Genomic DNA, 25,016 nt, shown 5'->3' on the forward strand with positions numbered 1-25,016 from the left:
ATGATATAGGATATACGCATCGACGCTCGGTTCATCTTGGGTCAGATGTTGCTGCTCATGAATCTATGCCAGGCGTTCATCGCGTTGCTGCCTTATTGCAACGGTGGTTGCTAGGCACACATCATGGGGCGATACAGCCAAAACAACTTGATTCATATCTAGATGAGTTTGTTTTTCGTTTTAATCGACGGACCTCAAAATCTAGAGGCTTACTTTTTTATCGACTGCTTCAGCGTAGTATTTTAACATCCCCAATTACCTACAAGGATGTGATAAAAAAGTAAAATGTTGCTGATTAGTATATGAATGGAGCTAAAGGGATACCCCTTTTTTATATACAGCATGGTAATATTTGCCCTTTTTGCATATGTTATGAGGCCAATGGCAACACTAATGGATTTGTGCTTTATGACAAGGAAACTAAAAGTGTCTTCAAATCATAACGTTAATTCTCTTTTTTTAAACAGTTCATTTTTTCGTGCCGGCCCTCTAATAACTGTTATGAGGCCAACGGCCTCTTAAACGGGCTGTTAAGTGTCACGGAGATGATGGAGCAAATAAGCAAACTCAAAGATCGGCCAGTATTAACCAGCTTCTTTGGCTGGTTGTTGTTTCCTGGTATGTATTTACTTGTTGGTGTTTTTACTGCGCTAGGAGTTTCTGTAGAGACTTCATTTATCGTCGCATCACCGGCAGGATTTCTAGGGTTTTGTTGTTGGGTCGCTGCATTTATCATTAGTTCGCGACAACTGATAAAAGGAAAAAATGTCGCAGTTTCAATTGTGGGGCTGATTTCTAGCTTAATCCCATTGGCATTTTTAGGTTTCGCATTTTGGGTGGCTGTAAATGGTGGTGTATAAAACACTTAACAAGTTTGTCAACGAACGCACTTCGTGCTGGACAGCTTTAAGCGTGGCTTCGCCACAAAGCTGCCCGTTACAAAGGCGTTAGCTTTACATCACCGGAGAACGGATAGCTCCATGAACGATTTTCAGAAATACTTAACACCAAACAGAGATGGCTTTGGCAAAGATCCTTTTGGTTATAGTGCTTTAGCAAGGCATAAGTGGGGCATGGCTAGTACAGTCGCAGGCTTCCCAATCGATATATCAAAGCCTGCAACTGATGAAGAACTCAAAAACCCTGTACTCTGGATGTCACAAGCCCATGCGCTATCAGAAGCTGCGGTAGCTGTCCTAAATAAAGATCAACAATTCCAAGTTATGCCCCCTACTGTACGTAGTGCATGTGACAGTCAGTATTGTGCAGTGGGGTTAATGCTTGTCGGTTATAGCTTAGAAATATGCCTAAAATCGATGATAATCATTAAAGAAGGAATTGATGGTTATCGAAAAATCGAGAAAAAAACGAAGCATCATCGTTTGCACGATTTAGCTAAATTCATTCCTAGTCTTAGTAAAAAAGAGATCGCCATCCTAAGGGGGCTGACACATTTTGTTTATTGGGCTGGTAGGTATCCAGATCCAGGCACTGGAAAAGAAGGCGAAGCGGAACAGATATTCGATATCTCAGAAAAGTACAAAATTTCAGCTCAGGACCTGTTCAAATTGTCAGCAAAGGTTATGCAGCATGCACAGACAGTGACGGAAAATTTATGAGCAAATTAAAAGCTAACAAAGCAATCAACTGCCGCCAGCAAGCTGGCTCGGAACTCCAAACTGCTGCGCAGTGTTCCGTCCCGTTATTGCGGCGTTATATTTCAAGGAAGTCATGCATAAAGATTCAGCTAATCATTTAAAGCCTATTCCCAAAACAGGCGCTAGGATCATTGGATTAGTATTATGTGCTCTTGCCTTGTTAAATGCCTATGCAATATATAGTTCTCCTAACGAATCTGGTTTGTACATTGTGCTAATGGTTGTTGTTGGAGCACCTCTTGGTTTAATGGGCTTAAAGTTGCTTTTTACATCTAATTCGCAAAGAGAGCATGGGTTGTTTTCGCCTATCACTTTAGTTGTTCTTGGTGCTTTAACTTCTTTCGCGGGAGTCTACTTATCCTTTGAAGGTGCAAAAGGCGCTTCAATTTTTGTGGGTGGTGGATTAGCGTTAATTGGGTTGGCAAAAGTTAGAGCGAAAACACGCAAAAACAATCGTAGATTATTTAGAAAATGAAATATAACACATATGAGCCTTCTCAAGTAAATAAGCCAAAGTAACTCTTATCGGCCGCGTTAGCGGCCAATAATAAAACCATTAGCAAGACCGTTTACTTCATCTGTCTTTGTCGGCTGTTAAGTACACTTACAGCAAACACATATTGAGGCTCTCTTATTGCGGCGTTTACCGCTGCCTGCTTACCAGTCCTTTAGCAATTCAGGGGCACTAGACATTCATCGGTTAACCTGTGGCTGTCCTATTCAAAAGACGGGCTGCATACTCCAGTTAGTTTCAGGTTCAGCCCAGGTGTAAGCGCACTTGCTGATGATATTAATGCACGCCAACGAGGTGTCTAATCAAGAGCAAGGGGCTTCATGAATAGAAGTAGAGTATCTTTTCAGATGTCGAGCATCAGTTAACACACGTAGATACTCAGCACTCTCCGGTGCGATCCAGTTAGACGTTCAGCTCACCTCGTTGCGTGACTAACCCGCTAAAAACTTACGCTCATCGAAAACCTTCTCCTGCTTCAGCATAAAATACACCGCACGCCCCAGCTTATGAGCTAATGCCGATAACGCTTTGGCTTTATTCATCCGTTTCTGAAGTCGTTGTAAGTACTTTTGAGCCTCTGGATTACCGCGTAAAAAGAGGACAGCGGCTTCAGAGAAAGCCCATTTCAAATGGGCATTACCAATCTTATTGCCCTGAGTACCATAGGTTTTACCGGCGGATTCTGCTTTACATTTGACTAGCCGTGAATAGGACGCAAAGTTCTGTACTGACTCAAAGCGTTGAATCTCGCCAATCTCATAAAGAATTGTTAGTGCCAAAATACGGCCGACACCGGGTATGCTTCTGAGCAAGGTGAAACAGACGGGATTATGATGTTTAGCCTGTTGTTCCAGGTGCCATTCGAGCTTGCTTAACTCGTGGTGATAGCAGTCTAAAATACTCAGATCCAAATCGATATTACGTTGCGCTTCAGGATTTTCAAACGTCGATTTGAGTTGCTCACGCGCACAGACATTTTTCAGATTAACCTTGTTTGGAGGCAGGTTGTATTGACTTGTCGTGTTAACGATATGTGCTTTCAGATCTGCACCGTGGCGAACAATACGTGTACGTCGTCGCAGCAAATCGCGTGTGGCCCGCAACGCTCGCGGATAGACATAAGCTAATGGAAAATTGCCACCACGCATCAATTTGGCAATTTTGTAAGAATCGATCCGATCATTCTTGGTTTTACCGCCATGTATGGCTTTCATATACAGCGCGTGGCCCAGAATAAAGTGAATGCCGTGATCCTCACAAAAGTCGGCCACCCAATACCAGCAATGCATGCACTCGACACCCATAACGAGATCGTCAAGATAGGGGGTAATCAGTTGGTAAAGTGTTTCGGGGTTGGCGGCTATCTCTTTATGCAGCAGCGTTTTGCCATCTTGGTCAATGATACAGACGTAAAGGGATCGAGCATGTAAATCGATTCCACAATAATGGAGATGAGTGGTATTGTAGAAATTCATGGGTCTTCTCCTTTTTTGGTTTGGTTGCCTTCCAGCTTACCGCTACTGCGGTGGCTGGGGGAGAAGGCTCAATAAGTATCAAGCAAAGGCAGCGGACGCTAGAAGCGCAGCTGCTTTGAGCGTTAAAGTGCCCTTCGACTATGAGCATTGAAATGAGTGCGATGCCAAGATATGAAAAAATACAAATGGTGCTTTTGGGCATCATTTCGGCGTCTGTTCTTTTCGGTTACGGTCTATATGCATTCTTTCAAGCCACGTGCACCTTAGTTGGCAGGGGTAACCCGCCTTTTGGAACATTTGTAACTTTCTATGGTGCTGAGGCGAGGCTGCTTAGCACGATTTATATTGGGGCTGGTATTTGGCTATTTGCGGGTTCTTTTCTCAGCAAACGCCATGCACGCCACAGCAGCAAGGCGCTCTCTTGGGTTGGTGCCATTACATTAATGTTTGGTATGTGTTCACTAGTGACAATTCTATGTTTACCTTTGTTCCAGCAGTGAGCACATTAACAAGTCAATCAACGAACGCCAGCAAGCTGGCTCGGACCTCCAAACTGCTGCGCAGTTTTCCCGCCCGTTATTGAAGCGTTATACACCTTATGGAAGATGAAACTCAGTACTATCGTGGATTACGCAAAATCATAAGCAAAAATGAGACATGTAGATCTTACTTCATGCCGCTTGTGCTTATGTTGCTTGTATTCGGAGCATTAGGAATAGTGTTTCGACTCTTTTGGGTGCTTGAAACAGCCTCGTTATGGTTTCTTCTGTTCCTGATGTACAGGACGTGCTTTTCAAGGTGCCCTCGATGTAACGGTTTCTACTGGGGTATACCGCTGTTCGGTTATATACCTGGAATTTGGGGGCACAGCCATACAAGCAGATGTGCTAAGTGCGGTTTAAGGTTAAGTACCTTGCCAGAAATTACAGTACCAACAAATGACAAAGATGGTGGTTGGGGTGGCTAAGGGTATAACACATATGAGCCTTCTCAAGTAAATAAGCCAAAGTAACTCTTATCGGTCGCGTTAGCGGCCAATTATAAAACCATTAGCAAGACCGTTTACTTCATCTGTCTTTGTCGGCTGTTAAATACACTTACAGCAAACACATATTGAGGCTCTCTTATTGCGACGTTTACCGCTGCCTGATGAGCGGCCTTCAATCATATCATGGGCACTAGACATTCATCGGTTAACCTGTGACTGTCCTATTCAAAAGAAGGGTTGCATGCTCCAGTTAGTTTCAGGTTCAGCTCAGGTGTAAGCGCACTTGCTGATGATATTAATGCACGCCAACGAGGTGTCTAATCAAGAACAAGGAGCTTCATGAATAGAAGTAGAGTATCTTTTCAGATGTCGAGCATCAGTTAACACACGTAGATACTCAGCACTCTTTAGTGCGATCCAGTTAGACGTTCAGCTCACCTCGTTGCGTGACTAACCCGCTAAAAACTTATGCTCATCGAAGGCCTTCTTCTGCTTCAGCATAAAATACACGGCTTATGGGCGAGCGCCGATAACGCTAGGGCTTTATTCATGCGTTTTGGAGCCGTTGTAAGTACTTTTGAGCGTCTGGAAACCTAGCAGGTCTTGCATTGTGCAGCTTTGGATATTTTGAGTGATTTTTTATCCGGTTTATATATTTAAAGCCTCTTATTCTTAGGGGTTCGTAATGTACCTGAGAGTGTATCTTGGTCTTCTTCTATACCGTCAAGCGCACTTTCTAGGTCGGCCAGCGCTGGCAGTGTTCTATTAAAAAGCCTTTCTCCTGCACCGTTTAATGACATTCTTCGTGTGGTTCGTTCGATTAACCGCACCCCTAAACGGCTTTCAATTCGCTGTAATCGTTGCTAATTTCGTTGTGCAGATGACTAATGAAAAGTCTGGTGGCAAAGGGCGAGTAGTGATTGGCTATTGTCGTGATGGAAAGGGTAGTTGGAAAATGGCGCTTGATGTAGACAACAACGACTAGCCAGCTTGTGTAAAAATACATTGAAGGCCATTTGTATTAAACCGTATGGATGGTTGTCTTTCTGCGAAAAGGTGCACTCTACATGTTGGGCTGTGGCACGCATATGGGTGAAGTGCGCAATGTGAAATGTTAAGTGATGTGAAGGGGTGACCTATTGGCAAATATATTCAGTAATATTCCATCAGAATTACCCAATGAAATATTCGAAGATATTATCACTACAGAGAAGCTAAGAGTCGAGCGTATCGTATCTAAGGGGCAAATATCTCCAGATACCGGCTGGTACGATCAAAGTGAAAATGAATGGGTTATTGTTTTATCAGGTTACGGTGTAATTGAGTTTATCGATGGTGTGAAGGTTACCCTTAAACAAGGTGATTACTTAAATATCAAAGCGCATGAAAAACACCGGGTGATAGAAACATCATCTGATGAAATGACGGTTTGGTTAGCCATTTTCTATTAAGCGCAATAATTGTACGGTTGTATTTTTTCGGTGGGTTCATCAATTATAGGCAGACGCTATGTGCCTTATATTAACCATAAATATGGCAAGAGCGGCTCAATCTGGGAGGGGCGATATAAAGCCTGTTTACTTCAGGGTGATGTCTATTTTCTTACGGTAATGAGACGAATTCGAGAAGCTTCGCAGACGGTTAGACCGCTAGGTAACGATATTTTTCGTGATAAGATCGAGGAACTGCTTCAATGTAAAGTCGGACAGGCAAGACGGGGGCGTCCAAAGAAAACTACTGATTAAAAAGGGCTTTGACCCTTTTAATGCTCTATTTTAGTCCGCATGTTGAGGAGTTAGCTGGTATTGAGTTTTACGTACGTTACATAAATCGGAGGATCTATGAAAGGTAAAGGTAAGTGCTTGTGTGGCTCTGTTGAATTGGAAGTAGAGTACGCTAGTAGCGAATTAGCAGCTTGTCATTGCAGTATGTGCAGAAATTGGTCGGGTGGCCCGATGTTAGCCATTGACTGCGCTGATTCGGTAAAAATTTCAGATGAAACAAGTGTTGTTAGGTATCCATCATCAGAATGGGCTGAAAGGGGATTTTGCGGTAAATGCGGGACGCACCTGTTTTACTATCTGAAGCCGAATAACCAGTACCACCTTCCTGTTGGCTTACTGTCCAGCGAAGACACCTACAAACTAACTCATCAAATATTCATCGATGAAAAATCCGACTATTACGACTTTGAAAATGAAACTCAAAATATGACGGGGCCCGAAGTTTTTGCGCATTTTGACGGTGGTGAGTAAACGGCTAACTAAAAGGGGTCCTAGAAAAATATACTCGGCTCCCGTTTTTATTTACATTGGACGCTTCTGTTATTATTTACCTAGTGACAAACAAGTAGATAACAAGACTAGCATCGAGTTAGGTATCAAAACGTTCAACTATCATTTACAAAATTTACTTTGATCCAAAGGACAGTTATGACAACTACTTTAATCCCTAATAACACATTAATTACAGAAACGCCTGAAGAGGGCCGTGCTTTGGCAGTAAAATTGTCAAGGCTCATTATTAAAGCGACGCAACCCGACGAAGAGGCTCGCAATAAAATGCGCGGTGTTTATGCCAATGACCCAGCCATGCTTATTAGCATTGGTCAGGTTGTCGCAACCGAGTTTGCTACCATCGCTGCTGCCAATAACTATTGGCGTAAATAGAGCTACCTAAAGCTGCGTGTTTATGAATATCTACCCCATCGATTGGTGAGGTTAAAAATGGGGACATAGTATATCTATGTTGCCCTGTATTTTTTGAATCGAATTAGGTTCTGGCAACAACTTGCTTAATAGTTCTAATAAGCAACGCCGCTGGTTCTGGTGAATCTTTGCTGCATGCACTAAATGTGCTGCTGAGATAGGAACTCTATCGGTGATATATAAATTATGCGTGTAGTTATTGTCTGCTTCCTTATGCTTGTTTCCGCCGTAGTGAGTGCCGAAAATATAAAGCCTTTCACTTCTGACGGCTGTAGCGCCTTCCCAGACGGGACGTTTGAGCAAAACGAATTATGGTTATCTTGCTGTACTGCGCATGATTATTCTTATTGGCAAGGCGGTACATATGATGAAAGGCTCATCGCAGATCAGCAGTTGCAACAATGTGTTGCTAAAGTAGGCAAGCCGAAAATCGCAAGTTTAATGTTAGCAGGCGTTCGTGTTGGAGGAAGCCCTTACTTTCCTACATCATTCAGGTGGGGGTATGGTTGGTCTTATCCTCGCTTTTATAAGGCATTAACGACAGCCGAAAAAAAGCAGATAAGCGCTCAATAAAAGGATAGATATGTATACAAACGAAGATCTTAATTTTGCAGTTAAAAAGGGAATATTTACTGCATGTGCGGTTGACGAGTTTAGGGCGCAGCTAGAAAGTGATAAAAAGACGCACTTTGCAGATGAAGAAAATTTTCGTTTAGTGAGCAGTTTTAACGATATCTTTGTCGTGATTGCTTGCGCGTTGCTGTTGTTTTCTTCGCTATGGGTTGGAGAAGGTATCAGGGAAGGTCTTGGCGGGCTTATTTTTGCCTTGCTATCGTGGCTGCTAGCTGAGGTTTTTACCCTCAAAAGAAAGATGGCTTTGCCTTCAATCGCTTTGCTGTTGTCATTTATTGGCGGTGTATTTAGTTTCTGCCTGAGCTTGTTTGATGATCCAGCTGAGCTTGCGTTCATTATTGCTTCAACAGTGTCGGCCTTTGCCGCATGGTTACATTGGAAGCGTTTTGGTGTGCCCATCACTATTGCGGCAACTACGGCAGCGTTAACAACGCTCATTGTTTCTATCGTGCTAAGTTTGTTCCCCGATACTAAGGCTTATATGTTATTTGCCTTCTTTTTATGTGGCATCGTTATTTTTAGCTTTGCGATGTATTGGGACTCTTCTGATATTACACGAACTACACGTAAATCGGATGTGGCGTTTTGGCTGCATTTATTAGCAGCGCCTTTGATTATTCATCCTGTTTTTACAGGGCTAGGTATATTTGAAGGTAATGAAGATCTCGGCAATATGTTGGTTGTGATAGTGCTTTATATCTTCATGACGATGTTATCCATAATAGTGGATCGTCGTGCCTTTATGGTGTCGTCATTGGCTTATGTTATATACGCGATTACTGCTATTTTGAACGAGATTGGGGGCGTTGGTCTAAGCTTTGCACTAACCGGCATCTTTTTAGGCAGTGCGTTATTAGTCTTGTCGGTATATTGGCACTCAATTAGGGCGGGTTTGTTAGGGCGTCTGCCTTTGAATGTTCAGCGCTATGTTCCTAAGATTAACTAGCAGTCACAGAGATTAAACTGAATATACCATGGATAAAAATTATACCTATCGAGATCGTCACGTTGAGCTCGATACCGATAAGCAGTTTCGACTTGGCGAAGGGAAAATCAGCGGCTACTGCTCGGTGTTTCTTGGGGTGTTGAGCCTTTTAGCGGTTATTGCTTATCTGTTTCCTTCTTATTTAACTACTAACGAATTACGCAATCTATATGATGCTGCTGTTCTGCAAAATGTATTGAAGTATGGAATGTACTTTTCTTTGTTGTTTGGGTTTATCACCTTTTATCTAAAGAGATACCGCCTTATGGGGGCTGTCGGGATCTCTTTAACAAGCTGTGCATTTTTACTCGGGGGGTACACTGTGCCAGTTGGTCCGGTAGAAGCCAAGCGCTTATCGTTAGGAGTGGACTGGTTAATACTGGCGTTTTTAGGTTCTGTTTTTATATTCTTGGCGCTTGAAAAACTATGGCCCAGATATAAGAACCAAGTCATTCTGCGTAGCGGCTGGGGTTTAGATCTTTTCTATTTTTGCTTTAATCATTTAGCTATTTCGGCGGTGTTGGTTTATGCAAACTATCATGTCAGCCATTTTGATTGGGCCTTGAGTGCTTCGCTACAAGAAAGCATACAGTCAATGCCGGTACTACTTCAGTTTTTGCTGGTGGTATTGAGTGCTGATTTTGTACTGTATTGGGAGCACCGTTTGTATCATGAGGTTAAATGGCTGTGGCCCATTCATGCCGTGCACCATTCAGTTGAAAATTTAGACTGGTTGGCAGGTTCTCGTGGGCATTTCATCCAAGTGTTTTCAGAGCGAGCGATGGTGATGGTACCGCTGTACTTGCTGGGTGTTGATGAAACCGCGTTGAATATTTATGTAGCCTTTGCCGCATTACAAGCCGTGCTTATTCACTGTAATACTAACCTGCCATTTGGCTATTTGAAGTACATTATTGTTACGCCTCAATTCCATCATTGGCACCACAGTTCGGAGAAACCGGCTATTGATACCAATTATTCAGCGCACACTATTCTTTTTGATTGGCTGTTTAATACGATGCACTTGCCGAAAAAGCATTGGCCTGCAGAATATGGTACAACTAAAAAGCTGCCGGAGTCTTTTATTGGCCAAACGTTATATCCTGTTACTAGCCAGTTGAAAAATAGCAAAAGCGAAACGCATCAGTAATAGGGTTAATTTTTTTGAACAACAGATCTATTAAGTACTAAAAGTAGTTTAATTCGCCGTTACGCTTCATTAATCTAGAGGTTTTACGATGAAAGAGATCACAAGAATCAATCACGTTGGGCTGAGGGTGGCAAGCTTAGAAGTGGCTCGTGGGTTTTATGAAAAGCTTGGGTTTGATTTTATCGTTGGCCCAGTAGGGCCTGAGCCTGTTGCAGTGATGGAGCATCCTTCGGGGATTAATATTAACTTTATTTTAAATGCCTCTGCTGGAAAAAAACAAAATGTACTGATGGATGTGCCCGATAAGCATACGGGTTTTACGCATATAGCGTTGGAGGTTACAGACCTTGCGGCAGCGCAGGCGTACTTGGAATCAATAAGTTACACGATTACAGAGGGGCCTATTGTCACCCCTCAGGGAGCCTCGTTCATTTTTATACGCGACCCAGATGACAATGTGATTGAGTTTCACCAGCCCGCATCATAGCAAAGGATTATTTGATTCGTTAATTTAGGCTAGTAATTAGCTTAGAGAGGTGGCTTGAATATAGTGCTGTTAATTTATAAGGAATTGTATGAAAGAGTCGGATCTTTACCTTCCATTAAAACACTTTTTAACCTCTCAGAATTATGAAGTGAAGGGGGAAGTTCACGACTGCGATGTCTTAGCCGTACGTGCTGAAGAGCCTCCGGTTATTGTTGAGCTTAAGCTATCGCTTAATCTTAGCGTAATTCTCCAAGCCGTTGAGCGGCTTTCGTTAACATCTAGTGTTTATATCGGTGTGCCTAATCGTTGTAGTAGCTTAGAGCGTAAACGTAAGAAAATTATTAAGTTACTGCGCATGCTGGGTTTAGGTCTTATGGTGATAGAACCAGTAAAGGAGGGCTATGTGAAGGTGCTTCTTGACCCTGGTGAGTACAAGCCCCGTAAGTCAGAGCGGCGAAAAGTTTGTTTGTTAGGTGAGTTCTCAAGACGAGTAGGTGACCCTAACCTCGGTGGAGTCGATAGAAGAAAAGGCCTTGTAACGGCTTATCGGCAAAAGGCTTTACTCATTGCTCAATTTTTAAGGGAGCACGGGTCAACAAAAGCTGGGCTAATTTCCCAGCGTATTCAGGAGCCTAAAGCGCGAGATATTTTATATAAAAATGTTTATGGTTGGTTTGATAGGGAGTCGCAAGGTATTTACGCACTCTCTCCTCGTGGGGAGCAAGAGATACCTTTTTGGGAGAAAAAATCAGATCAATCCTAAACTATAAACCTAGCTAATGATGCTATCGCCTCTTGTTAACGCTCCGTTATAACACCACAAACCTTTAATTGATTTAGGGTTTGTGGTGTTTATCCAGAAAACCGCAGCTCTCTAGCGCAGTACTCATAGATAATAACTATCGTATGCATAGCTAAAGCTAATTAAGAATGTTGATGCAGGTCAGGTCTATCAAACAGCGTTTGCTCTAATGTTGTTCGTGCTGGATTTTCCAGCTTTCTATAGACATAAATACGCTTAATAAAGAGCCCACAGATGGCGCTCTATCCTTCTCAACTGGCAGGCTGCGTAGGATAAAGCCCCATCGTGCGGACCTCTCAAGGAGATTGATATCATGAAACGGCCATCCAGTCTGTTTTTTTTTAGTTTAATTGCTTCATTATCTGTTCAAGCCGCAGAGCCCATTCAGCCTATTGTTGCTCACCAGGCTACCGATCAGGCCAAAGTAGAGTTAGGGAAAAAGTTGTATTTTGATCCACGGCTATCCAAGTCAGGGTTTATTTCTTGTAACTCGTGCCATAACTTGAGTATGGGTGGCACTGATAATATGCCGACGTCGATTGGCCATAATTGGTCATTAGGCCCTATTAATGCCCCGACAGTGTTGAATAGTAGTTTAAATGTGGCGCAGTTCTGGGATGGCCGTGCTAAAGATTTACAGGAACAAGCGGGAGGGCCTATCGCCAATCCGATAGAGATGGGTTTTAGCCATCAACTGGCCGTCGAAATGTTAGAAACCATTCCTGGTTATCGGCGTGAGTTTAACCAGGTATTTAATGACAAGCAGATTAATATTAACAGTGTCACAGATGCCATTGCGGCCTTTGAAGAAACCCTCGTAACACCTAATGCCCCCTTTGATCTGTACCTAAAAGGAGATCAATCTGCCATTTCTGATCAAGCCAAAGCAGGCTATACATTATTCAAGTCTATTGGCTGTACCGCATGTCATAATGGTGTAGCGGTGGGGGGCAACTCTTTTCAGAAGATGGGGTTGGTGAAACCTTATAAAACAACAAATAAGGCAGCAGGAAGGTCTGCTGTTACGGGGCAAGAAATCGACCGGTTTAATTTCAAAGTGCCGACTCTGCGAAACGTCGAACTTACCTATCCCTACTTTCATGATGGTGCTGTTTGGAGCCTTGAGGAAGCCGTAGGAACAATGGCAGAGCTACAATTAGGTAAAAAGCTGAAAGAGCAAGAAGTGGCTCAGGTCGTTGCTTTTCTGAAAACACTCACTGGGGACCAGCCGAGTTTCAGGTTACCGCAATTGCCTCCATCAACTAATCAAACTCCACGACCAGACCCCAGTGCTAATTAGTGCTATGAGTCTCTGAAAAAGGAAGCAATTTTCCATTACTATCTTACAGCCTTGGAGTAATGACAAAGCCTTAATTCATATTGTTAAAGTGATTATACAAGCAAACACTAACAACTCAGAAATTAGGCTTTGTCACATTGTTAAGTGTTTGTACTTAAAGTAATTAGAAATTAACTTCCGTTTTTGAATAGTTCCTTATCGTGAAGCAGTTGTCCTTTTAACCAATCAATAAATACTCGTATGCGTGTTAGTTCCAGAAGCTTAGGGTGTTGCAGCAGCCACAACTCTCGTATTGAAAAAGTTTTTGTTAATGGTCTGAGTTGGTAGTGGCTAGCAAGGTAACATGGCAGGCAGGCTACCCCAATCCCTTGTTTTACAGCTTCTACTGAGCCTAAGCCAACATTAGTACGTAATACCGGCCTTGCTGAAGATACATGCTGCCTTACCCACTTGGCTTCTGGCAGGTTGGCATACTTATCATCCAGTATGACCCAAGGATGGTTACTTAGTGTGGTTTCTGGCTGCGTGTCTTTATTGCCATATACCGCATAGGCAATATCTGTGAGTTTACTAATGATGAGTTGGCCTGTTTCAGGGCGCCCCATACGGATAGCAATATCTGCTTCGCGCTGGCTTAAACTGAGCTGGCTAGCATCTGCAATCAATTCTAGTTGTATATCTGGATAGCGGCGCTGAAAGTCAGGTAGTTTTTTTAATAAGTAACCATTGATGAAGGTGCTAACGGATGTAATGCGCACTATGCCAGATAAGTTTTTATCTCGGCTATTGAGTTGTTGGTTTATTAAACCAAATTGTATTTCAAGCTGCAGGGCTGTTTGCAGAATGTCTTCTGCGTCGACGGTAATAACATAGCGCCCATTGGGGCGGTCAAATAATCGACAACCAAGGTCTAGTTCTAGTTGCACAATGCGGCGCGCTACTGTGGTGCTGTTCACTTTTAGTGTTTTGGCAGCACCAGCGAGTGTTTCATTGCGATAGAGTGCAAGAAAGTATTTAAGATCATTCCAGTTCATGCTGCAATTTTGCATTAATAGTCTGCAATTTAATAGGTTTTCGCTGTATTTATGCAGGTGTAATCTCATAGCTCTTAATAAAAATATGAATAGGGCAGGTAGATAAATATGATCACTTTATATACTCATCCAATGTCACCTTGTGCTCAAAAGGTCCGGATTGTTCTTGCAGAGAAGAGGGTCGCGTGGGAGCCAAAACTTATTAATTTGCAGCAAAAGGAGAATCTTCAAGCGTGGTATCTCAAGCTTAATCCGCTGGGCGTCGTGCCTACATTGGTTGAAGGTGGGCAGCCTGTGATTGAGTCCTCTATCATCTGTGAATATTTAGAAGATTGTTATCCTACTCCTTCATTACGCCAAGGAACGCCACATCAGATAGCCCAAATGAGACTATGGCTGAAACACATTGATATCAAGTTACATCCTTCATGTGGTGCATTGCAATGGCCCTTGATTATGCGCCCTGCGTTACTTGAGAAAACATCTGAAGAGCAACAAAGTCTGATTAGTCAGGTTATAGAAAAACCACGTAGGGAACGACAAAGAAGGCTTTTGGATATGGGGCTAAACGCGCCCGATGTGGTGGATGCGGTACGTACTTACGCGTTCACTATTGAGCAAATGGAGGAGGCTTTGCAAAGTCAAAAGTGGTTGGCAGGTGACCACTTTTCATTAGCAGACTGTGCTATGGCGCCTTACTTTCAGACGCTTTTACAGTTTGGCTGGGCAGCGTTTTTTGCAGCGTCCCCCAAGGTTGAGCAGTGGGTTAAGCAGGTGTGTGAGCGTCCTTCATTTATCAGTGCAGTGAGTGCTGATTTTCCAGAGGATACTTGCCGTGAGCTTCTGTTGTTAGGTGCAGATGCATGGCCAATTATTGAACAACATTTACAGGAAGAAAAATGAACAAGAGTTAAAAGAAGGGTGGCGGTGTGATTTTACAAACACGATGATGGGAGTACTCTAGAGGTTGTCGGGCCTTTCTCTTTATGGGTTTGAGTATCTTTCAACTGACGGTTGTTAGTGATGATAAAGGCTCAATCAGTATCTATACCCTTTGCTTATCTTGCGATACATAAGGGTAAGGAGAGGGAGAGTTATTATGAGTAACTATAAAATTGGCAGAGATATTGGCAATTTGTTTGCTCGGGTTAATATTCTCGAAGAAAAAGCCGCGAGTAATCACGACAAAAGCGCTTTTACAAAAGACGACTGTTGTGGCTCTTTGTGTACTAAACCGGTCGTTTCAGATGAAGAACTGTTTGAAAGCCTTAGCAATGCATCGCCGGATGAAAAAACCTTTGAAATCCTTAAATGTTTAGTGACTGATGCCGGTGATCTTACTATCAGAGATCTATTTGCTCGCACCAGTGAAGATGTGGGCTTGGCCGCATCTAATGCGATTACTCAGGCCAAAATGATTGGCTTTTTGACGTTGAGTAATAATAAGTGTTGTCACCAGGTTGATGATCCTTTCAAGGATGATTATTGCAAGAAAAAAACAGGTAAGTGGTGCAGTCTAGTGAAAAAGACCACTAAATACATGTGCACGCTAGCAAGCGACAAATGTTAATTGTTTGCCCGTTACCTGACACTACTTATATCAAGCTGCTGCGGGCTCAATGGCCAGCACGCAGCTATCTTGCTGGACTGAAGTAGCTTGGTGTAGGTGTTTTTTAGTAACACTGAGTCGGTTTCTTCAAATGATAAGCAATACAGCCGCGTTGGAGTTAATGGAGTAAACTCGAACGTCTGCTGCTTATTTGCCCCACTGACGTACACGGCCTACATCAAGGTGTACAAAATCGCTACGAGTATAAAGGCCAACTCCGCCGCCTTGTAGCGCTAAAGCCGCATGGTGCAGGTGTTTTGTGTCAACGCCTGGTAAGCGAATATCAATTGCTTTGCCTTGCATATGTAAGCTCTTTTTGGCTACTTTGTTACTGCGCTGGCTGAGCATAGCGTTAGTTTCTGCTGATCGGTAACCAGAAATAACATGAAAAGGGTCTGCTGTGCCCAGCATGTTTTTTAAGTCATGTAATAGCGTTAAAAGCTGTGGATCCATGCTGCCTACTTGGTTATTACGATGGTCACGTAATAGGTAATTAATATTGTCTAGGCTCTCGCTAACGTAGTCGCCACCGGTGTAGAAGGTTGTTTTGAGTGCTTCACCGGTATGAAGATTCTGGAACATCAATGTTTTATCAAATAGTGGTGTTTGGATGTTGCCCAGTGCCGTTGAGGATACGGCTAAACCGGCTGTAAGACAGCCCATTTGGCGCAAAAAGGATCGGCGAGACTGATGATGTGAGCGTTGGTGTTTATTTGGCATATTTCGCTTCAATTGGTCATTATTGAATTTAAAAGTCGCAATTATGCCTAATATCGGCCGATCTGTATATTAATTGACCATTTGTTTTATTTTAGTTCTGTTATTCAATGTTTGGATCGATGGCACTTATTTGATTTTCTGCACTTTTTAGCTTGGCAAGATCATTTAAATCACGCTTATAGATATCATCTCTAAAGTGTAGAGTTCCTTCTTTATCCAACCATGCTGTCCAATAAACAACATAAAGAGGAACAGGGTCCGCGAAGTTTATGTTACGTGTCTTATCTGTTTTAGCGAGTTGCTTTAATCGTGTTTTTTCAGGGCGGTTTGCAAGCGACAACAGTGCACTTGCAAGATCTTGTGCTTTCTCTAAGCGCACGCAACCGGAGCTGTAATCGCGTCGTGTACGATTAAATAAGTGTTTTGCAGGAGTGTCGTGAAGGTAAATGGCATAGCGGCTTTGCGATAGAAATTTGAACTGCCCTAGTGTGTTTCTTTTACTAGGTGGCTCAAAAAAACGTAAATATTCTGCACCTTGATACATGCTTGAAGGTACAACATTTTCGGCTGGAATAACGTCGCTATTAGGTCCCCAACCGGAGCGAATTTGTAGATTATGGCTGTTTAAAAAATTATCGTCTTGTTCCCATTTTGGCAATATATCTTTAAAGGCGATACTTTTTGGGACATTCCAAGAAGGGTTGATTACGAGTGTTCTTATGCTGGTGTCAAATACAGGTGTTTGTCTTTTTTTACGGCCCACGACTGTTTTCATCTCAAGGGTTACTTGCTCTTGATCATATAACCTCAGTTTGAACTCTGGAATATTTACCCGGATATAATGTTGCGCCGCGGGCGTACCAAAGCTTTGTTGGCGAGAGGCATTGATTTGCAGTTGCTTGATGCGAAAAGCAGGCGAGGTGTTCAACAAGCGTCGAGTATGGGGGCCTAAAATACCATCAGCTTCGGCGCCGTGTCGAGATTGGAAGTTAGTTAGAGCTTGAGCAAGCACTTGGTCAAATAGTTCCGGGTGCTCTGGTGCATCGAGAACGGCTTCTAAATCGCCGAGTAATTGCAGTTTTTGGCGTAGTAAAGGGATACTTGGATGGGTGTCATTCACACGTATAGAAGGACCTTTGGGTATTTTCTTCCACTGGTCTGAGTTTTCTAAGTCTGCATAAAAGCTCAACGCATCAGATAAGTGAGTAAAAGACTTAGCTGTGGCCATGAAGGGCCAGCTCATAAGTGATAACGATACTATAAATACGAAAAGCTTGTGTTGTGACATAGCTGCTTCCATCTGCTTTAGGGATTTTGACCCTATACCCGTTGTACACAGTACTCAGGATAGACCCGATTAGATGAGATGCACACTTTGCCAGACCGGCAGCCTACTTAAATGTTAATAACTTCCCTTTAAAATTGCCTCTGTGCCCTGTTACTAATCGATTTTATTTTTAAAAGGTTTAATAACTTTGAGTGTTGGAGGTGTTGATACGTTCCATTTGTCGATAAATGGTTTTACAGCGGGCTTAACTAGCGTGACTCAAGAAGGGGGAGAGTAACCCATACTTTGTTAGAGTATGGGCTTGTGGTGCGTTTACAATTCAGCGCTGTGGAATATGTTTTGAACATCGTCTAAGTCATTCAGCATCTCTAAAAACTTTTCAAACATCGGGATATCATCTTCAGCGATGGGAGCTGTGTTTTGAGGTACAAACTGAATTTCAGCAACGTCAAAATCAATTTCGCCAAAGGCATCAGCCAGTGCGTTTTTAGCTTTGAAGTAATCTGTATGGGGTGCAAATACAGAAACAGTTCCGTCTTCGCACTCGATATCGGATACATCAACATCGGCCATCATGAGTGCTTCTAGCGCTGCTTCTTCGTCATCACCTTTAAATACCAAGATAGCACTGTGGTCAAACATGTGGCTAACGCTGCCAGATGTGCCAATTTTACTCTTGGTTTTAGTGAAGCAGTTGCGCACATCGCCAAAGGTGCGATTTGGGTTATCAGTAAGGCAGTCAACAATAACCATGCAGTTACCGGGTCCAAAGCCTTCATAGCGAGCAGAGGAGAAGTCTTCACCACCACCGCCTTTTGCTTTGTCGATAGCCTTGTCAATTACATGGCTTGGGACTTGGTCTTTTTTAGCGCGTTCAATTAATCCACGTAGTGTTAGGTTACCGTCCGGGTCAGTACCACCGGCTTTAGCACATACATAAATTTCACGACCATACTTACTATAAATCTTGGCTTTATTATCTGACGTCTTAGCCATGGATTCTTTGCGGTTTTGGTAGGCTCTGCCCATTACGCTGTTCCATTAAAAGTATTAAAAAACAAATATTACAGATAAGTAATTATATAGGGAACCGCGAATCAGGAGAAAGATGAGATAAGGTTGTCAGCATTATCTGCTAATTCATGGCTGGAAAGCGCTATTAGGCTAATCTTTGATGGCTAATTGTCAGTAAATAACAGATAAGAGTATGGTAGAACTATTCGGATTATTGATATTAGCCATCTTTTTGGAGACACATCATGAAAACACTTCATAAAAATAACTTCTATTGCTGGAGTGTCTTTGATGAAGATCGAAATATCGATTTTCACAGTTATCTATGGGTTCGGCCGCAGGGGAATATCGTTTTTGATCCTCTACCTCTAACAGAACATGATAAGCAGCATTTGCTGTCGTTGGGTGAGATAAGTCATATCTTCATCTCTAACTCTGACCATGTTAGGGATGCGCAAGCTTTAGCTGCGAAAACGGGAGCCCTTATATGTGGACCAGAAGCAGAGAAAGATAGTTTTCCTATGGAGTGCGATCAATGGGTGAGCGCCGAAAGCCCGTTAGTAGATGGGTTGGATGTTTATAGTGTTTCAGGCTCAAAAACAGATGGCGAGTTGGCGTTTGTCGTTGAGGGCGATACCTTGATTACGGGTGATTTGGTGCGCGCGCATTCAGGGGGCAAGTTGTGTATTCTTCCAGACGGAAAGTTACAGGATAAGAGCCAAGCTGTTTCTTCGGTAACGCAGTTGGCAACTATCCGCGGCATAACGGCGGTGTTGCCAGGGGATGGCTGGCCTATTTTCAGGGATGGTGATGCTGCTTTGGCTGAGCTGGTGGCTTCCTTATCTTAAGTTAGCCAAGCTTTATTCCTATTTAAGGTGGCGCCCGCCATCAACATGCAGTGTTCTACCTGTCACGTAATGGCTATGTAGCAGGTAGTTTACGGCTTCAATGATTTCTTGTGAGCCTGGCTCAATTTCCATTAGCGACTTTTTCAGTGTTTTTATTCGATACTCGGCATCATCATCTGGGTTGAACATGATCATGGCCGGTGCAATTGCGTTAACTTTTACTTTAGGCGCTAATAGCGCCGAAAAGGATAAAGTCATATTTGCTAAGGCGGCTTTACTTGCTGCATAAGCGATGTGCTTTTTACTGCCTTTATCAACCACATAATCGGTAAAATGAATAATGTCGCTAGACTCTCTATGGGAAGACTTTTCAGCGTAGGCTTGTAACCTATCCATCAATGCTAAGTTGATTTGGTAAGGTGTATTGACGTGTATTTGCATCATTCTTTCGAGTGTTGTTGCAGGTGATAAAGAATTGCTGTCAGGTAGCCAGTCGGATGCGTTGTGAATAATCGCACGCAATCGTGGGTGGTTAGTTTTTATTGAGTGGGTGAATGCTGTGATTTGCGCATTATCATAAAAATCACAGCAATATAGTTCTGCACCTAGCTGGCGCAGTTCTTCGATGGACCCATATTCTGTTCGGTAAGTACCTATTACGGGGTGTCCTGAGTTGAGTAGATACTTTGCTAATGCATAGCCAATCCGCTTGCCGATACCTGTAATGATAATGGGGGCGTTCATAGAGGGGTCCTTAGTCACAGTACTTTTCTAATGTTAGCGAAACAGAGTCGGCAAAGCGCAATGCGTGCGGCTTATCAACAGTGACAGAGGCGTACTTAACCCAGACGTGCTGTGTACAGATATCGAGAACATCAGCGACCAATTTTTCTAATAATAAGAAACGCCCCTCCTCAACGTGGTGAATCACTTGTTTAGTAATCACTTTGTAGTTGAGTGCTTCTTCTACATTGTCAGTTTGATAGGCTTTCTCTGCAGGATAATGAATCTTGATATTGATGATGACGTCCTGCTGCTTCTCCATTTCATCTTGGTTGAAACCTATATAAGTGCGTAGCCTTAAATTGGTAATTCGAATGATTGCATCACTTATATTCATAGTGTTATCCGTAAGTTGCTTCTTCCTGTAATGAACTTTTAAGTATACATGAGCGTTATGCAGCGCAGTAGGCTATCCCTTGTACTCCCTATATTGCTCATTAGATATTTAGAGGTACACGGGGTGTTTTGTTAAGTTCAGCGTCATGATTATTTTAAAATGAACTACACTTGGTTTTGTATTCATTTTTCGTTCAGATTTGTTGAAATCTTTTATTTATGCACGACGCTAACAGTTACCGCAATACATAGGATCAGGAAGTTTTTCCATGAAAAATTTAAGTTTTAAATATAAATTGCTGCTGTTGATAGCCCTTCCGGTACTTATTAGTACAGTGATGCTGCTGCAACAGGTATTTAATAGTTACTCTGTGAGTCAGCAAAGCGGTGAGCTAGCGCTTTATACGCAGCTGACAACAGTTAATAGCGCATTGGTGCATGAGTTACAAAAAGAAAGGGGAGCAACCGCTGGCTTTCTTGGGTCATCGGGTGAGCAGTTTTCGGATGTATTGAGACAGCAGAGATCAACAACACAGAAATTCTTGACGAACTGGCAAGACTTCATTGATACCAACGCTATTAGCAATACATCACTAGAAGCGTTAATGAGGGATGTTAAGCAAAAGCTAAATAATCTTGAATCTGTTAGAGCGCGAGTCACTGCTTTAGATATTCCGCTTTCTGAAGCGCTAAAGTATTACACGGGACTGAACGCAAAACTGCTATCGGCAGGTTCTATTACCGCCAACTTAAGCCAAGATGTAAATTTAACGCGTGCTTCACTAGCCTATTACAACTTTTTGCAGGCAAAAGAGCGTGCGGGAATCGAACGAGCTGTTTTGAGTAATTCATTTGCAGGCGATGCATTCGCAGCAGGAATGTACGAAAAATACATCACGCTAGTGACTGAGCAAGATACTTATAGCCGTATCTTTAATAATTTGGCATCTGATAAGCATATCGCTTTATTTCGTGAGCTTTCAAACTCCGGTGTTGTACAGGAAGTAGAAAGGCTCAGATTAATTGCCTCAGATAAGGCTATGGCAGGAGTGTTTAATGTTGATTCCAAGCACTGGTTTGGTGAAGCGACAAAGCGTATAAACCTACTCAAAAAATTAGAAGATACTCTGGCTGAAGATGTTATTAATGACGCTAACTCTGCTCAAGATCAGGCGTATTCTGCGCTTGTCTTTTACATTGTGCTGCTATTCGCATCTCTCTTAGTTGTTGCTGTTATTGCCTTTAGTATTATTCGCGGTTTAAACCGCCAGGTGGCGTCGTTGTCTTCTGTCATGAGTAAAGTACGCCATGAGCATGATTTACGCTTACGGGTTGAGGTGTTTAGTCAAGATGAGCTGGGTCATGTAGCTGAAGGCTTAAATGATACGCTTGCTAACTTTTCAAAGGCAATACATCAACTATCGGGTAGTTGCGATACGCTAGTTGTTATCGCAGATGAAACATCTGATGTCGTAGGGCATAGCGTACAGAAATTACAGGAACAGAGGGAGCGCACCACGCAAGTGGCCGCGGCAGTGGAAGAGATGTCCGCCGCCGTTCAAGAAGTTGCTGGTAGTACCGCAAATACAGCAGACCAAGCTAATACCGCAAGCCAGATGGCTAATGACGGGCATGTGGTGGTTCAGGCATCTGTCGCTTCGGTTAACCAATTGGCAGATGATGTTAGTTCATTAAGTCAGTTGGTTAATAAACTGCACGCCAGTAGTACTAATATATCTAATGTGGTTGAAGTAATTCATCATGTCTCGGATCAAACCGGTTTGCTTGCTCTAAACGCGGCAATTGAAGCGGCACGTGCAGGAGAGCAAGGACGGGGGTTTGCAGTTGTCGCCGATGAAGTCAGGACGTTGGCTCAGCGAACACAAAAATCGACAGCAGAAATTGCGGCCATTATTCAAGAACTGCAAAGTGAAGTAGAACAGGCATTCGCTTTGGTTGAAGCTAACCATGCGAAGATGCTAGAAACTGTTGATAGTACGCATAATGTTGAAAGCTCTTTGGATACTATTGTGAATGCGGTTGCGGGCATTATGGATATGTCAGGCCAAATAGCGACAGCTTCTGAGGAGCAGGCAGCTGTGATTCAGGATGTTAGCAACAACTTAACAGTGATTGATGATAACTCTGATGAGGTGGCAACTGCTGCAGGTCAGATATCAAACTCTGCACAAAGCCTTGCAAAAATGGCGCATGAGTTAAAAGAACTAGTGCATGGCTTTAAAGTGTAATCAGCATATGGTGTGAGTTGGATAAAAAGCAGGCTTTAATGCAATGCCTGCTTTTTATTGCTCATAGCTCATTACTTATCATTGTGCTTGCTGTTAGATGAAAGCGTTTATTAAACGGGCACAGGAATGCTAAAAGACTCTTTTACTTCTTCCATGACAATATAGCTTTTTGAGTTTTTCACTCCTGGTAGCGTAAGCAACATATCCCCTAGTAGCGCACGGTATTCAGACATATCTTTGATACGTGCTTTAAGTAGGAAATCTGAATCCCCTGATACTAGATGGCATTCCATAATGTAGGGCAGTTGATTAACGGCTAGGTTAAAACGCTCGAATGCATCCGGTGATTGGTAAGACAGAGATATTTCGACAAAAACTAACATGCTGTACCCTAGGGCTTCAGGATCTAGCCTGGCATGATAACCTTGTATAAAGCCGTCTTTTTCTAGGCGTTTAACCCGTTCAATGCAGGGTGTAGTCGATAGTCCTACTTTATCTGCAAGGTCGGTGTACGATATACGGCCATCTTTTTGCAGCTTAGTTAAGATATTTTTATCGATTCGGTCTAACTTCTTCATTATATAAAATTCTGTTTATTTTTGAATAGATAGTAAAAGTAACTATTTTTTGCAAATAAAACAATAAAATTTTATTGCTATTTTCATTTATTCTAGTCGTATATCTTGTATCGACTCTGAGAATAAAAATGAAAATATTGGTGTTGGGTAGCGGTGTTATCGGTGTTACAAATGCGTATTATCTAGCAAAGGCTGGTCATGAAGTGACGGTGATTGATCGTCAGCCTGCTGCTGCGTTGGAGACTAGCTATGCAAATGCTGGCCAGATCTCTCCGGGTTACTCTTCTCCTTGGTCTGCTCCAGGTGTGCCGCTGAAAGCGGTTAAATGGATGATGCAAGATCTTGCTCCTTTGCGTATTCAGCCTGCATTAGACCCTGTGTTATTCAAATGGATGACCAAAATGCTAGGGAACTGTACGGAAGCGGCTTATCGAGTGAATAAATCTCGGATGCTGCGTATTGCCGAGTATAGCCGCGATAGCATGAATGAACTGAACAAGGATGTCGCTATTGATTACGATCAGCGTTTTGGTGGCACATTACAGGTGTTTCGAACAGAGAAACAGGTAGCTTCTTCTAAGGCCGATATAGCCATTTTAGATGAGTGTGGTGTTAAGTACGAAGTACTAAACCGTGAAGCATGTATTGAAAAAGAGCCTGCTTTAGCTCATGTAAAAGAGAAAATCATTGGTGGTCTACGTTTGCCGGGTGATGGTACTGGTGATTGCTATAAGTTTACGCAAGGCTTAGTTGCTGAGTGTGAAAAACTAGGTGTGACTTTTAGATATAACACTGAAGTGAAAGGGCTTGTTAAAGAGTCCGATGAGATTCAGGGTGTTCAGCTAGCAAATGAAGTACTTAAAGCTGACCGTTATGTCATGGCATTGGGTAGTTATAGTCCAATTTTATTGGCGAAAGTGGGCATTAAAATACCGGTATACCCTGTAAAAGGTTACTCACTAACGCTGCCTATTATTGATGAAAGTCGTGCACCTGTTTCTACCATTATGGATGAAACTTACAAGATTGCAGTGACACGTTTCAATGATCGCATTCGTGTAGGTGGTACCGCTGAATTAACAGGTTATGACCTGAGCTTGAAAGAAAAGCGCAGAAATAATGTAGATTTTGTTGTGAGCGATCTATTTTCGGGTGGTGGTGACTTGTCTAAGGCCGAATTTTGGACAGGCCTGCGTCCGATGACGCCAGATGGTACGCCTGTGTTAGGTGCGACTAAGTATTCTAATCTTTATCTCAATACTGGGCATGGCACTCTGGGTTGGACGATGGCTGTTGGTTCTGCTCGTTTTGTGACCGATTCAATCATAGGTCGCAAGACAGATATCGATCCATCAGGGCTTGGCATAGAAAGATATGTTTAAAAAAAGTGTCTGACCCATTATTGTTATGCTTTTGAACTACATGACCCAACATAATTATTTTAAAGAGAGCTTATTATGAATCGCAGCATTATTTCTACAGACAAAGCCCCAGCAGCTATCGGACCTTATTCTCAGGCTGTTAAAGCGGGTAACACCGTATATATTTCTGGTCAGATCCCATTGGACCCAGAGACCATGGAAATGGTAACAGAGTCTTTTGAAGCGCAGGCTGTTCGTGTATTTGAAAACATGAAAGCAATTGTAGACGCTTCAGGTGGTTCTTTTTCAGATGTTGTTAAACTTACTATTTTACTTTCTGATCTTAAGTATTTTGCCGAAGTAAACGAAGTTATGGCGCGTTATTTCTCTGAACCATACCCCGCTCGTGCTGCTTTTGCCGTAAAAGCATTGCCTAAAGATGCTGATATTGAAGTTGAATCCATCATGGTTATCGCAGAGTAATTCTGGTTTAGCT

Annotated in this window: 30 protein-coding genes; 21 read left to right on the forward strand and 9 right to left on the reverse strand. The window is 42.7% G+C overall.

The window, feature by feature from the left end:
* The 4 genes from G511_RS0107860 to G511_RS0107875 all read left to right on the forward strand — a co-directional run.
* On the forward strand, positions 1 to 284 hold a 284-nt coding region (locus G511_RS0107860; protein ID WP_028469157.1), incomplete at its 5' end, for a transposase.
* Between the two features lie 261 nt (positions 285 to 545).
* Complete coding sequence (locus G511_RS0107865) at positions 546 to 860, forward strand: hypothetical protein (RefSeq protein ID WP_156905176.1); 315 nt, start codon at positions 546 to 548, stop codon at positions 858 to 860.
* Between the two features lie 120 nt (positions 861 to 980).
* A complete protein-coding gene (locus G511_RS0107870) occupies positions 981 to 1,619 on the forward strand; it encodes a HEPN domain-containing protein (protein ID WP_028469159.1) in 639 nt (212 codons plus the stop codon).
* Positions 1,620 to 1,731: 112 nt separating this feature from the next.
* Positions 1,732 to 2,133 (forward strand): hypothetical protein, encoded by a 402-nt coding sequence (locus G511_RS0107875; protein WP_028469160.1) that lies wholly within the window; start codon positions 1,732 to 1,734, stop codon positions 2,131 to 2,133.
* A gap of 470 nt (positions 2,134 to 2,603) precedes the next feature.
* Here the strand turns inward: G511_RS0107875 and G511_RS0107880 are convergent, their stop codons facing one another.
* Complete coding sequence (locus G511_RS0107880) at positions 2,604 to 3,647, reverse strand: IS110 family RNA-guided transposase (protein ID WP_028469161.1); 1,044 nt, start codon at positions 3,645 to 3,647, stop codon at positions 2,604 to 2,606.
* Positions 3,648 to 3,787: 140 nt separating this feature from the next.
* On the opposite strand from G511_RS0107880, the gene G511_RS0107890 reads away from it, so the two are divergent.
* A complete protein-coding gene (locus tag G511_RS0107890; RefSeq protein ID WP_028469162.1) occupies positions 3,788 to 4,147 on the forward strand; it encodes a hypothetical protein in 360 nt (119 codons plus the stop codon).
* Positions 4,148 to 5,291: 1,144 nt separating this feature from the next.
* On the opposite strand, the gene G511_RS24340 is transcribed toward G511_RS0107890, so the two are convergent.
* Complete coding sequence (locus G511_RS24340; protein ID WP_425411389.1) at positions 5,292 to 5,465, reverse strand: hypothetical protein; 174 nt, start codon at positions 5,463 to 5,465, stop codon at positions 5,292 to 5,294.
* On the opposite strand from G511_RS24340, the gene G511_RS0107900 reads away from it, so the two are divergent.
* From G511_RS0107900 to G511_RS0107950, 10 genes are all read left to right on the forward strand, one after another.
* Positions 5,441 to 5,620 (forward strand): hypothetical protein, encoded by a 180-nt coding sequence (locus tag G511_RS0107900; RefSeq protein ID WP_156905178.1) that lies wholly within the window; start codon positions 5,441 to 5,443, stop codon positions 5,618 to 5,620. The two genes, G511_RS24340 and G511_RS0107900, sit on opposite strands and share 25 nt — an antisense overlap.
* A 154-nt stretch (positions 5,621 to 5,774) precedes the next feature.
* On the forward strand, positions 5,775 to 6,086 hold the full coding sequence (locus G511_RS0107905; protein WP_028469164.1) for a cupin domain-containing protein: 312 nt from the start codon (positions 5,775 to 5,777) through the stop codon (positions 6,084 to 6,086).
* A 390-nt stretch (positions 6,087 to 6,476) separates the two neighbouring features.
* On the forward strand, positions 6,477 to 6,890 hold the full coding sequence (locus tag G511_RS0107915) for a GFA family protein (RefSeq protein WP_028469165.1): 414 nt from the start codon (positions 6,477 to 6,479) through the stop codon (positions 6,888 to 6,890).
* A gap of 177 nt (positions 6,891 to 7,067) precedes the next feature.
* The gene (locus G511_RS0107920; protein ID WP_036551669.1) at positions 7,068 to 7,304 is read left to right on the forward strand and encodes a hexameric tyrosine-coordinated heme protein; all 237 of its coding nucleotides are present in this window, start codon (positions 7,068 to 7,070) and stop codon (positions 7,302 to 7,304) included.
* Between the two features lie 225 nt (positions 7,305 to 7,529).
* Positions 7,530 to 7,916 (forward strand): hypothetical protein, encoded by a 387-nt coding sequence (locus G511_RS0107925; RefSeq protein WP_028469167.1) that lies wholly within the window; start codon positions 7,530 to 7,532, stop codon positions 7,914 to 7,916.
* A 10-nt stretch (positions 7,917 to 7,926) separates the two neighbouring features.
* Positions 7,927 to 8,922 carry a hypothetical protein gene (locus G511_RS0107930; RefSeq protein WP_028469168.1) on the forward strand — a complete coding sequence of 332 codons (996 nt, stop codon included), beginning with the start codon at positions 7,927 to 7,929 and terminating at the stop codon, positions 8,920 to 8,922.
* Positions 8,923 to 8,950: 28 nt separating this feature from the next.
* Positions 8,951 to 10,111: a sterol desaturase family protein gene (locus G511_RS0107935; protein ID WP_028469169.1), complete on the forward strand. Its 1,161-nt coding sequence runs from the start codon at positions 8,951 to 8,953 to the stop codon at positions 10,109 to 10,111.
* Between the two features lie 88 nt (positions 10,112 to 10,199).
* The gene (locus tag G511_RS0107940; RefSeq protein WP_028469170.1) at positions 10,200 to 10,598 is read left to right on the forward strand and encodes a VOC family protein; all 399 of its coding nucleotides are present in this window, start codon (positions 10,200 to 10,202) and stop codon (positions 10,596 to 10,598) included.
* 88 nt (positions 10,599 to 10,686) lie between these two features.
* Entirely contained in the window at positions 10,687 to 11,361 is a 675-nt protein-coding gene (locus tag G511_RS22155) for a DUF2161 family putative PD-(D/E)XK-type phosphodiesterase (protein ID WP_036551670.1), read from the forward strand.
* Between the two features lie 352 nt (positions 11,362 to 11,713).
* The gene (locus G511_RS0107950) at positions 11,714 to 12,700 is read left to right on the forward strand and encodes a cytochrome-c peroxidase (protein ID WP_028469171.1); all 987 of its coding nucleotides are present in this window, start codon (positions 11,714 to 11,716) and stop codon (positions 12,698 to 12,700) included.
* A 170-nt stretch (positions 12,701 to 12,870) separates the two neighbouring features.
* Here the strand turns inward: G511_RS0107950 and G511_RS0107955 are convergent, their stop codons facing one another.
* Complete coding sequence (locus G511_RS0107955) at positions 12,871 to 13,734, reverse strand: LysR family transcriptional regulator (RefSeq protein WP_169565739.1); 864 nt, start codon at positions 13,732 to 13,734, stop codon at positions 12,871 to 12,873.
* Between the two features lie 108 nt (positions 13,735 to 13,842).
* On the opposite strand from G511_RS0107955, the gene G511_RS0107960 reads away from it, so the two are divergent.
* Entirely contained in the window at positions 13,843 to 14,637 is a 795-nt protein-coding gene (locus tag G511_RS0107960) for a glutathione S-transferase family protein (protein ID WP_028469173.1), read from the forward strand.
* A 196-nt stretch (positions 14,638 to 14,833) separates the two neighbouring features.
* On the forward strand, positions 14,834 to 15,304 hold the full coding sequence (locus tag G511_RS0107965; protein WP_028469174.1) for a hypothetical protein: 471 nt from the start codon (positions 14,834 to 14,836) through the stop codon (positions 15,302 to 15,304).
* Positions 15,305 to 15,490: 186 nt separating this feature from the next.
* Here the strand turns inward: G511_RS0107965 and mepK are convergent, their stop codons facing one another.
* The 3 genes from mepK to G511_RS0107980 all read right to left on the reverse strand — a co-directional run bounded on the left by mepK (position 15,491) and on the right by G511_RS0107980 (position 18,380).
* Positions 15,491 to 16,063: a peptidoglycan L,D-endopeptidase MepK gene (gene mepK / locus G511_RS0107970; RefSeq protein WP_028469175.1), complete on the reverse strand. Its 573-nt coding sequence runs from the start codon at positions 16,061 to 16,063 to the stop codon at positions 15,491 to 15,493.
* A gap of 100 nt (positions 16,064 to 16,163) precedes the next feature.
* Positions 16,164 to 17,351 carry a L,D-transpeptidase family protein gene (locus G511_RS22160; protein ID WP_051221723.1) on the reverse strand — a complete coding sequence of 396 codons (1,188 nt, stop codon included), beginning with the start codon at positions 17,349 to 17,351 and terminating at the stop codon, positions 16,164 to 16,166.
* 312 nt (positions 17,352 to 17,663) lie between these two features.
* Positions 17,664 to 18,380, reverse strand: a complete 717-nt coding sequence (locus tag G511_RS0107980) for a YebC/PmpR family DNA-binding transcriptional regulator (protein WP_028469176.1) — start codon at positions 18,378 to 18,380, stop codon at positions 17,664 to 17,666.
* A 230-nt stretch (positions 18,381 to 18,610) separates the two neighbouring features.
* Between G511_RS0107980 and G511_RS0107985 the strand changes: the two genes are divergently transcribed.
* Positions 18,611 to 19,213 (forward strand): MBL fold metallo-hydrolase, encoded by a 603-nt coding sequence (locus G511_RS0107985; protein ID WP_028469177.1) that lies wholly within the window; start codon positions 18,611 to 18,613, stop codon positions 19,211 to 19,213.
* Positions 19,214 to 19,231: 18 nt separating this feature from the next.
* Here the strand turns inward: G511_RS0107985 and folM are convergent, their stop codons facing one another.
* Both folM and folX read right to left on the reverse strand, forming a co-directional pair.
* Positions 19,232 to 19,957: a dihydromonapterin reductase gene (gene folM, locus G511_RS0107990; RefSeq protein WP_028469178.1), complete on the reverse strand. Its 726-nt coding sequence runs from the start codon at positions 19,955 to 19,957 to the stop codon at positions 19,232 to 19,234.
* Between the two features lie 10 nt (positions 19,958 to 19,967).
* A complete protein-coding gene (gene folX, locus G511_RS0107995) occupies positions 19,968 to 20,333 on the reverse strand; it encodes a dihydroneopterin triphosphate 2'-epimerase (RefSeq protein WP_028469179.1) in 366 nt (121 codons plus the stop codon).
* Positions 20,334 to 20,601: 268 nt separating this feature from the next.
* Here folX and G511_RS0108000 point away from each other — a divergent pair, with 268 nt between their 5' ends.
* Positions 20,602 to 22,581 (forward strand): methyl-accepting chemotaxis protein, encoded by a 1,980-nt coding sequence (locus G511_RS0108000; RefSeq protein WP_036551671.1) that lies wholly within the window; start codon positions 20,602 to 20,604, stop codon positions 22,579 to 22,581.
* 110 nt (positions 22,582 to 22,691) lie between these two features.
* Here the strand turns inward: G511_RS0108000 and G511_RS0108005 are convergent, their stop codons facing one another.
* Positions 22,692 to 23,159, reverse strand: coding sequence for an Lrp/AsnC ligand binding domain-containing protein (locus tag G511_RS0108005; RefSeq protein ID WP_028469181.1), 468 nt, complete (start codon positions 23,157 to 23,159; stop codon positions 22,692 to 22,694).
* A gap of 128 nt (positions 23,160 to 23,287) precedes the next feature.
* Between G511_RS0108005 and G511_RS0108010 the strand changes: the two genes are divergently transcribed.
* Positions 23,288 to 24,541, forward strand: coding sequence for a D-amino acid dehydrogenase (locus G511_RS0108010; RefSeq protein WP_028469182.1), 1,254 nt, complete (start codon positions 23,288 to 23,290; stop codon positions 24,539 to 24,541).
* Between the two features lie 72 nt (positions 24,542 to 24,613).
* Positions 24,614 to 25,003 (forward strand): RidA family protein, encoded by a 390-nt coding sequence (locus tag G511_RS0108015; RefSeq protein ID WP_425411393.1) that lies wholly within the window; start codon positions 24,614 to 24,616, stop codon positions 25,001 to 25,003.
* Positions 25,004 to 25,016 lie beyond the last annotated feature (13 nt).

It is taken from the genome of Neptunomonas japonica DSM 18939, from assembly GCF_000422765.1.
In the GTDB taxonomy this organism is placed as follows: domain Bacteria; phylum Pseudomonadota; class Gammaproteobacteria; order Pseudomonadales; family Balneatricaceae; genus Neptunomonas; species Neptunomonas japonica.